11 protein-coding genes and 3 pseudogenes are annotated in these 13,752 nt (G+C 64.1%); 5 read left to right on the top strand and 9 right to left on the bottom strand.

Annotation, left to right across the window (positions count from 1 at the left end; all coding sequences use genetic code 11):
• Window positions 1-83 precede the first annotated feature (83 nt).
• Window positions 84-874: pseudogene (locus tag P6U29_RS39175) on the bottom strand (phytanoyl-CoA dioxygenase family protein).
• Window positions 875-981: 107 nt separating this feature from the next.
• Here P6U29_RS39175 and P6U29_RS39170 point away from each other — a divergent pair.
• On the top strand, window positions 982-1,131 hold the full coding sequence (locus tag P6U29_RS39170) for a hypothetical protein (protein WP_407115426.1): 150 nt from the start codon (window positions 982-984) through the stop codon (window positions 1,129-1,131).
• Here P6U29_RS39170 and P6U29_RS39165 read toward each other — a convergent pair.
• From P6U29_RS39165 to P6U29_RS39150, 4 genes and pseudogenes are all read right to left on the bottom strand, one after another.
• A pseudogene (locus tag P6U29_RS39165) lies at window positions 1,117-1,236 on the bottom strand (BA14K family protein); the annotation flags it as partial. The gene P6U29_RS39170 and the pseudogene P6U29_RS39165 overlap by 15 nt on opposite strands.
• Before the next feature lie 92 nt (window positions 1,237-1,328).
• The gene (gene rnk, locus P6U29_RS39160) at window positions 1,329-1,742 is read right to left on the bottom strand and encodes a nucleoside diphosphate kinase regulator (RefSeq protein ID WP_407119555.1); all 414 of its coding nucleotides are present in this window, start codon (window positions 1,740-1,742) and stop codon (window positions 1,329-1,331) included.
• Between the two features lie 10 nt (window positions 1,743-1,752).
• The gene (locus P6U29_RS39155; protein ID WP_407115425.1) at window positions 1,753-2,238 is read right to left on the bottom strand and encodes a GreA/GreB family elongation factor; all 486 of its coding nucleotides are present in this window, start codon (window positions 2,236-2,238) and stop codon (window positions 1,753-1,755) included.
• 237 nt (window positions 2,239-2,475) lie between these two features.
• Window positions 2,476-2,802, bottom strand: coding sequence for a hypothetical protein (locus P6U29_RS39150; protein WP_407115424.1), 327 nt, complete (start codon window positions 2,800-2,802; stop codon window positions 2,476-2,478).
• Window positions 2,803-3,181: 379 nt separating this feature from the next.
• Between P6U29_RS39150 and P6U29_RS39145 the strand changes: the two genes are divergently transcribed.
• The 4 genes from P6U29_RS39145 to P6U29_RS39130 all read left to right on the top strand — a co-directional run bounded on the left by P6U29_RS39145 (window position 3,182) and on the right by P6U29_RS39130 (window position 9,635).
• Window positions 3,182-5,326, top strand: coding sequence for a GumC family protein (locus P6U29_RS39145; RefSeq protein WP_407115423.1), 2,145 nt, complete (start codon window positions 3,182-3,184; stop codon window positions 5,324-5,326).
• Between the two features lie 2 nt (window positions 5,327-5,328).
• Window positions 5,329-6,480: a glycoside hydrolase family 5 protein gene (locus tag P6U29_RS39140; RefSeq protein ID WP_407115422.1), complete on the top strand. Its 1,152-nt coding sequence runs from the start codon at window positions 5,329-5,331 to the stop codon at window positions 6,478-6,480.
• A 60-nt stretch (window positions 6,481-6,540) separates the two neighbouring features.
• Window positions 6,541-8,100, top strand: a complete 1,560-nt coding sequence (locus P6U29_RS39135) for a hypothetical protein (RefSeq protein ID WP_407115421.1) — start codon at window positions 6,541-6,543, stop codon at window positions 8,098-8,100.
• A gap of 215 nt (window positions 8,101-8,315) precedes the next feature.
• Window positions 8,316-9,635, top strand: a complete 1,320-nt coding sequence (locus tag P6U29_RS39130; protein WP_407115420.1) for an aminotransferase class V-fold PLP-dependent enzyme — start codon at window positions 8,316-8,318, stop codon at window positions 9,633-9,635.
• Between the two features lie 33 nt (window positions 9,636-9,668).
• Here P6U29_RS39130 and P6U29_RS39125 read toward each other — a convergent pair whose 3' ends face one another.
• From P6U29_RS39125 to P6U29_RS39110, 4 genes and pseudogenes are all read right to left on the bottom strand, one after another.
• On the bottom strand, window positions 9,669-10,067 hold the full coding sequence (locus P6U29_RS39125; protein ID WP_407115419.1) for a VOC family protein: 399 nt from the start codon (window positions 10,065-10,067) through the stop codon (window positions 9,669-9,671).
• A gap of 123 nt (window positions 10,068-10,190) precedes the next feature.
• Entirely contained in the window at window positions 10,191-11,213 is a 1,023-nt protein-coding gene (locus P6U29_RS39120) for an LLM class flavin-dependent oxidoreductase (protein WP_407115418.1), read from the bottom strand.
• Window positions 11,214-11,299: 86 nt separating this feature from the next.
• Entirely contained in the window at window positions 11,300-12,835 is a 1,536-nt protein-coding gene (locus P6U29_RS39115) for a PAS domain S-box protein (protein WP_407115417.1), read from the bottom strand.
• Window positions 12,836-13,326: 491 nt separating this feature from the next.
• Window positions 13,327-13,752 (bottom strand): annotated as a pseudogene (locus tag P6U29_RS39110) (methyltransferase); the annotation flags it as partial.

Raw genomic sequence — 13,752 nt, 5'->3', positions numbered from 1 at the left:
CGATGAGATACGAACGGTCGCTCGCCAGCACATCGGACCGACCGACGTTTTGCAGACTCTCAGCGGTCCCGGATGCCGTCCGACTACACCGTCAGCCCGCAAGCCCGCCGGATCGCGATCTGAACCGGCGAAGGTCGCAGCGCCGGATCGAACTCGCCCTTCGGCAGCAGCGGAGGCTGTGCCATGAAGCGCGGCCGTTTCCCTCGGTGGGGTTGCGCCGCGTGAACCAGGAACGGATGGCACAGATAGACGCTGCCTGCCGCACCGGTCGCCAGTTCGATCTCGCAATCCTTCGTCGAGGCCCAGTCGTCGGCAGCGAGCTGCCGCAGTGTCGCGCCCGCCTCGCCATAGGGCAGCAGCTCCCGCGCGATTGTCGCATGCGAGCCTTTCCGGATTCGCGTTGGCGCATCATCCGGCCAACATCCGAGAACAGGAAGAGCATCAGCAACGCACGCCCGCTGCTCTTCACATTGGCCCGCCATTCCATGAAATCCGCATCGGCGGTGCCAAAGCTCATGTCTACATGCCATCCATCATCACCAGGGGATTCCGTCGAGGGAAAGCGGATCGGAAACGTCCCGAGGCCCATGGGCACAAGCCAGCGCCCCTCGCCGACGAGCTGATCGTAGGCCTTGTGCAGGGGCGCCGCGTTCGCGGCTTCAATGAAGGGAGACGAAGCCTTGAACGCTATCCGGACAACGGGACGAATCCAGTGTTCGGGTTGGTCCGGCGCCAGGCCGATATCCGCCCACAGCTCGTCCCTGCATTGCCTTGCAAGCTGTGTGCTGAAGGCATTTTCGATCTTGAGGAAACCGTCGTCGATGAAGTTCTGGACCTGACGAGGCGTCAGGCCGACCTGTGCGGTCTTGGGCATTGCACATTCTCCGTTCGGCCAGCGCATCGAGTGCAGCCGGTTGATCTGATTGGCGCGGATGCGCCGGAACGACTTCTGCCGTTCAGATCAGCGGGAAGAATGTGGAGATGAACATCATGATGGAAACCTATAGCGCGGAGGAGCGCGGAATCAAGACACGCTGGCCGCTTGGCGAGCGGACGTCGCGTGTCGGCAGCCTCTCGCGGAACGAGACGGCTGCCGCAGGCTATGCGTGCGTCACGGCAAGGGTGACGTAGCCCATCCCGCCCCAAATAGGTCCCCGAGCCGGGATCGTAGGACCGGTAGCGCTGCGCACAATAGGCGGCGTTGGATTGAGCCTGGCTGTTGGCGAGCTGGCCGCCGCATGGTTCTTCTGAGTCCGCACGGGGAACGCGTCCGAGGGCGCGCTCCTGTCGCCGCAGACCTGTGCTCAGTCGGATTGCCGTACAGCCATTTATTGGGAGACGGCGAGAACGGTCAGTCCCCTCGTCCGCTTGTCCGGCGTCTGGAACTCGATTCGCTGTCCTTCCGAGAGGCCGATCAGCGCCGCTCCGACGGGCGTCAGGATCGAGATCCGGTTGAGCTCGATGTTCGCTTCGTGCGGATAGACCAGCACGATCTCTCGACGCGTCCCGGTCTCGTCATCTCGATAGGTCACTTTCGAACCCATCCTGACCACGCCGCGCAAATCGTTCTCTTCTGTGATCGTCGCGCGTTCCAGCTCGCGAGCCAGAAACTGGGCGACAAGGGGAAACAGATTCATGGTCGAATTCGCCAGCGAGCTGAGGCGCCGCGATTCGTCTTCTGTGATCTTGATCGGCGGCAACGCCGGCTGTTCTCGCCGGACCTCGGCTTCGATGTTGCGCATTTGATTTCTCCTATGCTGCAGTTGGTCCGGGATCGTCATCGAACGGCTTGCTTCGACGAGGCGGCCGGAAGAGAGGGACGACGTTTGGGCTTGATTGGGTGACGTTCTGAACCCGGACGACGTTCAGACTGCCGGCGACGAAGTATGGCATTTGGTCGCCAGCCTTCAGCCCGATCAAAGCCGCGCCCAAGGACGTCAGGACCGAAATGCGGGCGGGATCCGGCCAACACTCCTCGGGCCAGACCAATTGCACCGTGCGGCGCGGAACGCCCCAATTCGTGCAATAGGTGACCCATGATCCCATCGTCACGAGCGAATGGACATCGCCCGAGTCGTCCGGCACGATCTCGGCGCGGTTGATCTCACCCATGAGAAAGATCCCGTCCAGGTCGCCTGTTTGGGCAGCCAACCGGGCAACCTGTTCGAGCCGCGGATAGTCCGATGCGGTGAGCGCGATTTTTGGAAGAGGCAGCACGGCACACTCCTTCTGCTTCAATACGACCTCTCGGGTGGAGGTCACGAAAGCTGGAAAAGAGCCCGGACGGTGCGCAGCACCGTCCGGCTAATCGCCTGCTTGGAGGCGGCCGGCGTGAAGACCAAAACGCGCGGTGCGCGCATCTATGTCGACGACATATGCCATGACACAGCAACTATAGTGATTCACTCCGCTCTAAACATTGCGGCGAAACCGCACAGTCGCGAGCGGAGTGTCATCTGCACGTGCTTCTCTACGTCACCGCAAGCCTTGTTCGTCGATCAGAATGCGGTGGATTTCGACTCGCTCCGGCAGCTCAATGAGAAATTCCGCGTCGCGCGCGAGATGATGGACCTTGGTCGGCTCGCCCTTGGTGAAGGCCGTCATGGCCGCGATGTCCGCCCAGTACGAGATGGTCGTGAACCAAGTTTCCTCATCACGATCCTCGCGCAACTGCTGCACGCCGAGTGCCGTCTTGAGCAGCGGTGGAATGCCCTCGGCTTGCAGATAGGCCTGGTAGGCGTCGGCGAGCTCGCGGCGGGTGCGGCCGCGCCAGATGCGGGCGATGGTCGGTTTGGTTGACATGGTGGACTCCCTTGCGGCGAACGCCGAGCCCCGCATTCCCGTTCCATGCGTCTTGGCGTCGCTGCAGAATCCGATCCGGCTGTCGACAGCGCCGGCGCACGATAGGGACGCATCCTTCTGAACATCAGCTGAGTCGTCACCTCTCCCGGAGGGGGAGGTCGGATCGCATCATAAGATGCGATCCGGGTGAGGGGTTCCGGCCTCACCCATTGCGCGATTCTCATGCAATCCGACCTCCTGAGACGGCAGGGCGGCACTGGTCGCCGGCTTAATCGGCCGCGATGGCTGCGCGCGGCCGTAACCGGCGGTTAACCATGGATATTTACGGTGCAACAAGTCTCTGAGCTATGACAGTCAAGTTGATTTCGAGTCCAATCCCATGGCGTTCGGTAGCCGCGCATCTCCGCGAAGCATCGCCCCGACGGAGCAAGCGGCTTCGTGGGAAGCACCGCGGGCTGCGAAGGCGAAGCCTGACGGCACCGGGCCGGGACTGATCAAGGGATCGCTGACCGTCTCCGGCACGCTCGCCTTTCTGCGCGAGAACGGCCGGCGCATTCTGACGCTGGCCCTGGCGCTGTTCGCCCTCGGCGTCGTCGTTCTGATGGTCCTTCCGGTCCGCTACGCCGCGACGGCCCTGGTCGTGCTCGATCCCCGCGAGTTGCGCGTGACCTCGGATCAGGACGTGCTGCCCGGCATCGGCCAGGATGCCGCGGCGCTTCAGAGCCAGATCGAGATCGCCAAATCCGACGGCTTTCTCCGCCCCTTGATCGAGCAGCTCAAGATCGCGGACGACGAGGACGTTGCGGGCGGCTATACCGACATGACGCGCCTGCTCGAAAAATTCCGCAACCGCCTCGAGATCACCCGGCGCGGGCTCACCTACGTCATTGCGATTTCCTTCACCTCGAACCGCCCGGACCGGGCCGCTTACTACGCCAATGCCATCGCCGAGGCCTTCGTTGCCAGCCAGGGCCGCGTCCGCACCGAGGCGACGGACGAGGCCGCCGACTGGCTAAAGGACCGGCTGAAGACGCTGAGCGAGCGCCTGCGCGCGTCGGAAGACGCCGTCGCCGCCTTCCGCCTCGAGCACAACATCGTCAATGCCGGCAAGGAATCCACCACGCAGCAATTGCGGGTGACCGATCTCACGCAGCAGGTCTCCGCCGCGCGCGCGCGCACCGAGGAGGCCAAGGCGCGCTACGAGCAGGTGCAGCGCGACGTCAAGGCCAATGTCGAAGGGCCAGTGAAGCAGGACCTCCTCAGCATGCTGCGCGCGCAGCGCTCGGCCCTGAATGACCAGATTGCGCAGAAGAAGGCGGTGTATGGCGACCGCCATCCCGACCTCGCGATCTCCTACAGCCAGCTGGCGGATATCAACCGGCAGATCGAGATCGAGCGGAAGAAGAACATCGACACGGCCAAATCCGAGTATGAGGCCCAGCTGGAGCAGCAGAACGCGCTGGAAAAGCAGCTCAAGGCGGTCGAGACCAAGATGCTGGTCGACGGCCAGGCGCTGGTGAAGCTGCAGGAGCTGCAGCGCGATGCCGATGCCAACAGGAACATCTACGAGCAGTTCCTGTCGCGGTTCAAGACCACCAATGAGCAGCGTCAGCTACAGGCGTCCCAGACCAAGATCGCCTCGATTGCCATTCCGCCACTGCGCTCGACGCGTCCGCCGCTCGCCTTGCTGCTCGCGGCATTGGCGATCGGCTCGCTGTTGACGTCGACCGCCGCCGTTGCGGTGACGACGAGCGTGTCCGCCGATAAGCCCGAATCCGTTCAGGCGCCTGCATCTGTGGAAGCGGAGGAGGCGCCCGGCCGGGAAGTCCAGCCTGCGGCCGCCGCCGCGCGCCGAGCCGAGGCGATGCCCAGCCTCCCGCTCTGGGCCCGCATCCCCGAGCTGGCGCGAGGGACCGGGACCAACTCGGTCTGGCAAAGACCGATCACCGCGGCCGCCGAGCTCGATCTCGGCCAGCATCTGCGGCCGCTGCTCGAACGCATCGACCGGGTGCCGGTGCACGGCTGCAAAGTTGCGCTGGTGTTGTCGGTCGGCAAGAGCGCAGGCGGCAACACGGTCGCGCGCTCCCTCAATCGCGCCGCGGTGAATCGGGGCATGATGAGCGTGCTGATCCGGCTCCAGCCGGAATTCGCAGGCCACCAGCCGCCGGTGACCGAATGGCACGACGGCTCGACCACGGCGGGACTTCAGTCGATCGACGAGCTCCTGAGCGCCGGCCGAAAACCCGATGCGAGGCCCGAGGACGATATTCGTGCGGAGTTCGACCTGATCGTCGTCCACGCCAGCAATCTCGCCTTGCAGCCCGACGCCATTGCCCTGGCCGCGCACGCGGACCTGATCGTCCTGGTGGCGCGCGCCGGCGAGCTCGGCTCGTCCGCAATGCGCAGGGTGACCACGGCGCTGTCGAAATATGCGGCGGTGTCGACCGGCCTCGTCGTCAATCATGTGCCCCCAGGTTCGGTGGCGCCTCACCCCGAGGGGGGCGCATTGGGTCTTGCGGTTTGACGATGCCGGCGTCGCGCCGCCGTCTGCTGATCGCGGCGATGCTGCTGTCGATCTCATTCGGCTCGCCGGTCTTCGCCGACAATTGCGTGTCCTTGCCGTCGACGGTTGCGCCGGAGAGGCTTGCCGCACTGTCTCGCGGCTTCAATGCCGACGGCTGGATCAACGGTGCGCCGCCCAGCCGCGCGCTGCTGCAGCAGCTGCGCAGGGCGGGCATGAGTCATGTCCGCTTGCCGGTGCCGGCGGAACGGGTGATGCCGCGCTTTGCCGCGAAGGCCGAGCGCGAGGCGACGCTGCGCGTGCTCGGCAACGCGTTGAAGCAGCTCACCTCGCTCGGCTATTCCACGTCCGTCGATCTTCATCCGGGCGAGCGCTTCAATCGCCTGCACAAGGATGATCCGGACGCGGCGCTGCGCGAGATGCAGGAGGCCTGGCGCGCCCTTGCAGATGTCATGCGATCCTATCCTGACGACCGCGTCTTTGCCGAGCTGCTCAACGAGCCCGATATCGAGGCCGACCGGTGGCAAAGGGAGGTCGAGGCGCTCGCCGCCTTCGTTCGCGGATTGCTGCCCGCCACCACCCTGATCGTCGGTCCGGTCAACTGGCAGCGCGCGGACTCGCTGCCGGGGTTTCGTCCGCTGGCAGACCCTGACGTCGTCTACGCCATCCACTTCTATGATCCGATGGTGTTCACCCATCAGGGCCACTGGGACGAACAGGATCCGCTGCACCACATCCGCGGGTTGCCTTACCCGATCAGTGCCGGCGATCCGGCCGTGCAGGCGCTTCGCCAGGACTTGCAGGACAGAAATGCGGTCAAGGCGCTCGGCATGCTCGACACCGCGATTGCCGCTGCCAAGGACAAGCCCGCGGTCGATCGCTGGCTCGCGCCCGGCTTCGCCTGGCAGCAGCAATTTTCACGGCCGATCATCGTGAATGAATTCGGCGTGTTGAAAGCCGGTGCGCCCAGGGAGAGCCGGTTGCGCTGGCTGGCGGAGGTCACGGCCTATGCTCGCGAGCATTGCTGGGGTTGGACGCATTGGGAGCTGGCGCAGGGTTTCGGCCTGGTCGACGCCGCCACCGGCAGGGCCGATCCCGACGTGATGCGGGCGCTGCTCGGCGCGATCCGAGCTCCCGCCGCGCGCCGCGATCGTTAACGAAACTTTACGCATCGCCCGGCTACCGTGATCCTGCGCGATGATGCCAAAGGACAATCGATGAGTGCCGGGTACTCACCGCACGGGCAGAGCGTGCAGGCCGGACCATCCCCGCCGGCCTGGCGCGAGCTGGTCCCGATCTTCTGCATCGCCATGGCAACGATCGGCTTTGCGCCGGTTCTGCACCTTGCCAATCCGGCGCTGGCCATCACCGTCGAGGTCCTCATCGGCATCGCCATTGTCGTTGCGGTCCCGACCTATGCGCCGGCCGTCGCGATCTTCGTCCTGTTCTTCCAGAATCTGTTCGTCTCGATCCTGTCGCCCCTGATCCCGCTCCCATCCGATCTCGACTTCATCAAGGGCTACAATTTCCTTGTCTGCTCCGTCATGTGGCTGGCGACGTTCGCTCTGTACGTGCTGGGCCAGAGGAAGCAGTCGAACGACGTGAACAGGATCATGCGCTGGGGTGTCGCCACCCTCGCCGTGGTGTCGCTGTATTTCGCGATCGGCTTCGGCCAGAACGGACAGGCCGCCGCGGTCTATCTGCGCAACATCGTGCTTCCTTTATTTCTGTTTCAGGTGTCACTGCTGACGGCCGCGACCTATGAGGTGCGCATCACGCCGTTCCTGGTGACCCTCGCGGTCATCCTCATGCTGTGCGGTTACGTCGAGCTCGCGTTCCGGGACCTCTGGCTGGCCATCACCAACGGCTATACGTTCTGGGGCTTCGACGAGCTCAAGGCGACCCATTCGGGCGTCTGGGAAGCCGAGATGCGCGCCACCGGAAACGTGCCCGTCAACCTGAAGGACCGTTTCAGCTTCGACTTCCTGAACACGCCCCTGCTCGAAGGATTCGGCCTGTCGAAGATGCTGCGCATCCACGGCCCGAACATGCATCCGATCAGCTTCGCCTACGGGATCGGCTTTCTCGCCCTGTTCCTGTTCTCGGTGGGGCGTCCGTTCCTGGCGCTCGCGGCCTTGCCGCTCCTGGTCTTTTGCAGTGTGAAGGGAGCGCTCATCGTGGTGATCTTCGTGGCTGCGGCCTGGATATCGACCCGTCTGCTCGGCGCCGTGGTGACGCTGTTGCTTGGCATCCTAGGCCTCATCGCGTTCGCGATTCTCGCGATCCGCGTCGGCCTGCAGATCGGCGACTATCACGTCATCGGCCTGATGGGCGGGTTGAACGGATTTTTGGAGAGACCGTTCGGCCGGGGTCTCGGCGTCGGCGGCAATTTGTCGGAGAGCTATTTCTCGATCGACTGGAGTGCTGCGCAGGCCGCCGGAACGATCGACGGCGCGGTCGAAAGCGCGATCGGCGTCCTCCTGTACCAGATGGGCATCGCGGCCTTCGTGCCGCTCGCCTTCTATTGTGCGATGGCCCTCAAAGCCTGGCGCCTGTACGCCTCGTCAGGATATCTGACACAAGGGCTCGCCGGCTTCGGCGTCATGGTCGTGCTGCTCAACGGATTGTTTCAGGAAGAGGCCTTGTTCGCGCCGCTCGCGCTGGGCCTGATGCTCTCGCTTGCTGGCCTCGTCATCGGCAGCCATGTGAGGATGCAGACCGTCGCCAACGAGGAAGCCGGGCTCGAGCAGATCTCGCGCTACCAGCCCGTGACGTAGCCCGGCGCTCCTAGTGAAGCCCGACATTGGCTGAGATCATCGCATTGTCATGCTCCGGTCATCTTAGCTGCATCGTCCGTTGCTCTTTTCCCCCGCGCGCCAGGGCCTCTTCCATTTCGATGACATCGAAGCGGAGCTCTGGATGATTGCTTGACGCGTTTTCTTGATGCGAGCCGGACATCACTTCGCTCGAAAACGCTCTGGGGAGAGCTGACATGCAACTGATCAAGACGATTTCGGCTGACCGCCGCTCGATGCTCAAGGGCCTCGCGGCGGCAGCGGTGGCGCCGCTTGCCGCGCCGGCTTTTGCCGCCGAGAGCCTTCCGGCGCAGCCGACCGGTCCGGCGGCCGCTGTCGCTACCGACAAGGCCTATTGGACGGATGTGAAGGGGCTCTATGCCGTCACGCCTGATGTCGTCAATTTGGAGAACGGCTATTGGGGCATCATGGCCGAGCCCGTGAGGCGCGAGTTCATCCGCCAGTCCGACATGGTCAACTATCAGAACACCTATTACGCGCGGCTGCGTGCGGGTACGGATTTCGAGGCCGTGCGCGCCAAGGTGGCGGAGGCGGTCGGCGCGACACTTGAGGAGATCGCGCTCACCCGCGGGGCGACCGAAGCGCTGCAGCTCCTCATCGGCGGTTACAACAGGCTGAAGCCGGGCGATGCCGTGCTCTATGCCGATCTCGACTACGATTCGATGCAGTATGCGATGAACGCGCTGAGGGCGCGTCGCGGCGTCGACGTCGTCAAGTTCGACGTGCCGGAGCCCGCCACCCGCCAGGCGGTGCTCGACGCCTACGCCCGCGCCATCGAGGCGAACCCGAAGACGAGACTTCTCCTTCTGACCCATGTCAGCCATCGCACCGGCTTCGTCATGCCGGTCGCCGAGATCGCCCGCATGGCGAAGGCCAAGGGCATCGACACCATCGTCGATGCCGCTCATTCCTGGGGACAGATCGACTTCCGGGTGAGTGAGCTCGAGGCCGATTTCGTCGGATTCAATCTGCACAAATGGATCGGCGCGCCGCTCGGCGTCGGCTTCCTCTACATCAGGAAGGACCGCCTCGCGGCCATCGATCGCGACATGGGCGACGAGGATTTTCCGGAGAGCGATATCCGCTCGCGGGTGCATACCGGCACGGTCAATTTCGCGACGGTGCTGACGGTGCCCACGGCCGTGGCGCTGCATCAGCAGATCGGCGCGGCGGCGAAGCAAGCCCGCTTGCGCCATTTGCGCGACTATTGGGTGAGCCGCGTCCGCGGATTTAGGGACATCGAGATCCTGACGCCGGATGAAGCCGGCTCATATGGCGCGATCACGTCCTTCCGCCTCGCCGGCAAGACTGGCAAGGCCGACAACGAGGCGATCGTTGCGAAACTCCGGGACAGCCACAAGATCATGACGGTGCGCCGGGCCGGCGTCGCCAGGGGCCAGTGCATCCGTGTGACTCCAGCGCTCTTCACCGATGAGATCGATCTCGACCGCCTGATCGAGGCGCTGGCCGTCATCACGGGGACGAAGACGGGATGAATCTGCGCGAGGCGGGAAGCGGCGGCGCGTGCCTCAACTGCGCTTGACCGATTCGATCAGGTCCCAGCGATTGCCACAGAGATCCTCGAAAACCGCCACCACGCCATAAGCCTCGTGCCGTGGCGTCTCGACGAAACGCACGCCGGCAGCGGTCATGCGCGCATGATCGCGCTCGAAATCATCCGTTTCCAGGAACAGGAGGACGCGCCCACCGGTCTGGTCGCCGATGCGCGCGGTCTGCGCCGGACCGTCCGCCCGCGCCAGCAGCAGGCCGGAGCCAACATCGCCCCGCGGCCGCACCACCACCCAGCGCTTGCCCCCATCGAGCGGCGTGTCCTCGCAAAGCTCGAAATTCAGGGTGCGCGTGAAGAAGGCGATCGCTTCATCATAGTCCGCGACCAGAAGGCTGACGAGGGACAGGTGCTGATTCATAGCGCAACCCGGCGAATGGCGACAAGCTCGCTGTCAGGAAGACCAGGATAGCATGACATCGATCGGGTCGCGCGACAGCGCGGCCTCTCCATCAAGAATATTTATGATCGGATGCAGCTTGCGTCACCGCCACTCCAGCGCAGGCGCGACATGTGTGAGGATCGCCTCGATCGCATGCGCGCAGTAGTCCACACCAAGCTGGTTCGGAATGGTCAGCAGCAGCGTATCGGCCTCGGCAATCGCCTCGTCCTGCCGCAGCTGCTCGATCAGCACATCCGGCTCCGCCGCATAGCTCCGGCCGAAGATCGCGCGCGTGCGCGGGTCGATGAAGCCGATCTGGTCTTCGCTTCCGCGCTCGCCGCCGAAATAGGTGCGGTCGCGATCGTCCACCAGCGCGAAAATGCTGCGGCTGACGGAGACGCGCGGCTCACGGGCGTGGCCGGCGTCTTTCCACGCCGCGCGAAAGCTGCGGATCTGCGCGGCCTGCTGCACGTGAAAAGCCTCGCCGGTCTCGTCGTTCTTCAGCGTCGAGCTCTGCAAATTCATGCCGAGCTTCGCCGCCCACACCGCGGTCGCGTTCGAGCCGGCGCCCCACCAGATCCGTTCGCGCAGACCCTGCGCATGCGGCTCGAGGCGCAGCAGCCCGGGCGGATTGGGAAACATCGGCTGCGGATTGGGCTCGGCAAAACCTTCGCCGCGCAGGAGGTCGAGGAAGACCTCCGCGTGGCGCCGCCCCATGTCGGCATCGCTCTGGCCCTCGGCCGGCCGATAGCCGAAATAGCGCCAGCCGTCGATCACCTGCTCGGGCGAGCCGCGGCTGATGCCGAGCTGGAGTCGGCCGCCGGAGATGAGGTCCGCGCTTCCGGCGTCCTCCACCATGTAGAGCGGGTTCTCGTAGCGCATGTCGATGACGGCCGTGCCGATCTCGATCCTGCTGGTCTTGGCGCCGACGGCCGCAAGCAGCGGAAAAGGAGAGGCCAGCTGCCGCGCGAAATGATGCACGCGGAAATAGGCTCCGTCGGCACCCAGTTGCTCCGCCGCGACGGCGAGCTCGACCGATTGCAGCAGCGTGTCGCTGGCAGAGCGGGTCTGCGATTGCGGGGAGGGGGTCCAGTGCCCGAAGGAGAGGAATCCGATCTTTTTCATCAAGCCAAGGTAAGCATCACCACGAGCGTTTGCGATACGTCGGCTGGAGGAAAGTTGGGGCGCCCGCTGATGAAAAGCGACGAGGATCACCCCTGTTCCGAAGGCAGATTAAACAGAAACACGGCCCCCCGTGGTTCATTCGCACGAGTCCAAAGTCGTCCTCCGTGCGCCTCGATGATCGATTGGCAGATCGACAAGCCCATGCCGGTGCCGTCCGGCTTGGTGGTGTAGAAGGGCTCGAACAAGCGGTCAATTATTGCTACGTCAAGTCCGGGACCATTGTCCCGCACGGCGACAACGACGAGACTCGAGGCATCTGCAGCCGTGCTGATCCGCAGCTCCCGTCTGCCAACGTCGAGGCAGTTCATTGCCTCGATCGCGTTGAGGATCAAATTGAGAACGACCTGTTGCAGCTGGACGCGATAGCCCTTCACGAGCGGTAAGCCCGGTGCGAGGTCGGTCTGGACCAAGACGTCATGCTTGAGCAGCTCGCTCCGGGCTATGGTGATCACGTCCAGGATTGCACCATTGAGGTCGACGCTCTCCTTCGGCGCCGGAGTTTTCTTGATTAGGGAACGGATCCAACCGATGATCTCGCCGCCTCGCTTGGCTTCTGCGACGATGGATGCGAGCGCCTGCCGTGCCTTTTCGAGATCCGGAGATTGCCTGTCTAGCCAGGTCAGTGCGGCCTCTGCGTTGCAGAGCATCGCGGTGATCGGTTGGCTCAGTTCGTGTGTCACCGAAGCCGTGACCTGGCCCATTGCCGCCGCGCGATTGGCGTGGGTTAGTTCAGCCTGCATCTCGCGGAACGTCTCGGCGGTTCGCTTGCGTTCGGTTATGTCGCGGCTCAGACAAATGATCTGCGACCGGCCGCCCTCGCAGAATTCCCGCATACGGACTTCGACGGGAAACAAAGTGCCGTCCTTTCGGCAATAGCGACTCTCGAGCGTGGCGATGCCGCCGGCCTTGAGGCGCTCGCGGTTGATACGCCAGGCCGCCTGATCCATCTGCAGATCGAAGAAGGAGGCAGTTGCACCAACCAGTTCGCCCCGGCTGTAGCCGAGGCTTTCGCAGGCATTTCGATTCACATCGAGAACGCGACCGTCTTCGCTGTAGAGCATGAACATGTCGGTCGCGTGATCCACGAAGGTACGGAAGCGGGCCTCGCTCTCGATCAGCGCCTGTTCGGCGCGCTTGCGCTCCGTGATGTGGCGCCCCACACCGCGGTAGCCCATGAAGTGCCCGGTGTCGTCAAAGATGGGCAGCCCAGAGACGGACACATAGCGCTTGCCGCCGTCGGGCGTCGGCCGCGCGAGCTCGAAATCGCGAAACGGAAGGTGGGCATCGAGCATCTCCCGGTGCTTGCGCCAGCCCTCTGCATCAGGCTCCAGATGAGGGACCTCCCATCGTGTCCTGCCGATTTCGGAGACGGGCGGTTCGAGAAGTGTCTCAGCGAACTCCTGGCGGATGAAGCGATGCTGCGCGTCAGTTTCCCAGTACACATCAAAGGAGAATTGCACCAGCGTGCGAAAGCGCTCCTCGCTCTCGCGCAGTGCCTCCTCGGGGCGCTTGCGCTCATTCGAATCGAGCGCGCCCGACGGCACTTGAATCGGATGTTGCATGATCACCTCTTGCTCACGAGCGATGGATCAATCGAGGCATTCTTCTACCGGATGGTGGGCCTGTCTCTCGCCCGGAGTGGCAAACAGCATCGGCGATCGCTAACGATGCACGGCGGGTCGAACCTGGCCTCGCAGCGGCCAATGATCGACCAGGAATATGCCTCGTGACGACTATACTCACGTATACAGGCCGTCTCTATCGCCATACTGCTGTGACGACTCCGCCCCGACAACGCGAGCTGAACTCCGGTTCCATCAACGCATGCGTGCGAGGCGGAGTCCGTTTCTTGTGCCGCGGGCATCAACCAATGTCCGCCGATAGTGGCCGATCCAGTAAGGTCGGCTGTGCCCCTTTCCGATTCGCAGGGGCGAACTCGCCACGCCCGGTTTTGAGCGCAGAACGAACGTCGACTAATTGAGGGTCATGAACGCGCGCCCGGGCGCATCCGGTTTGCATGAATGCCCGGTCGTGTTGACGAAGCCGCGACGCTTCAAGCGTAGGCCACCCAGCCGCGGAAGGTGAAGCCGGTGTAGAACAGGGCCGGCTCGGAGAAGCCGGCCTCATGCAAAACCGTCTCATCCTGCGCAGGCGTGAGAATGTCCAGATGGTTGCTGACCGCGTCGCGCGCCGCCGTCGCCTTGTCGGGCTCGACGCCCGACGCGGCCAGGAACGCGGAGTATCGCGACAGCCATAGCGGGCGCTCCTCATCGCCGTCAGGCGCACTGAGATGGGCGACCACGAAGGGCGCGCGCGGCTTGAGGCGGCGGCGGATCTCCGCGGCGATGCGGCGGCGCTCCGCGACGTCGACGAAGTGCAGGGTCAGGAGGCAACTGGCGCCGTCGAACGGTCCTTCCGGCGCATCGTCGATATAGCCCTGGTGCAGCCGCGCGCGCGTCGCGAGCGGTCCCAGGGTTTG

The organism is Bradyrhizobium sp. LMG 9283, from assembly GCF_045571415.1.
Taxonomy (GTDB): domain Bacteria; phylum Pseudomonadota; class Alphaproteobacteria; order Rhizobiales; family Xanthobacteraceae; genus Bradyrhizobium.
The sequence above is the reverse complement of the archived record's forward strand: the minus strand, read 5'-3'. Positions and strand labels throughout refer to the sequence as shown.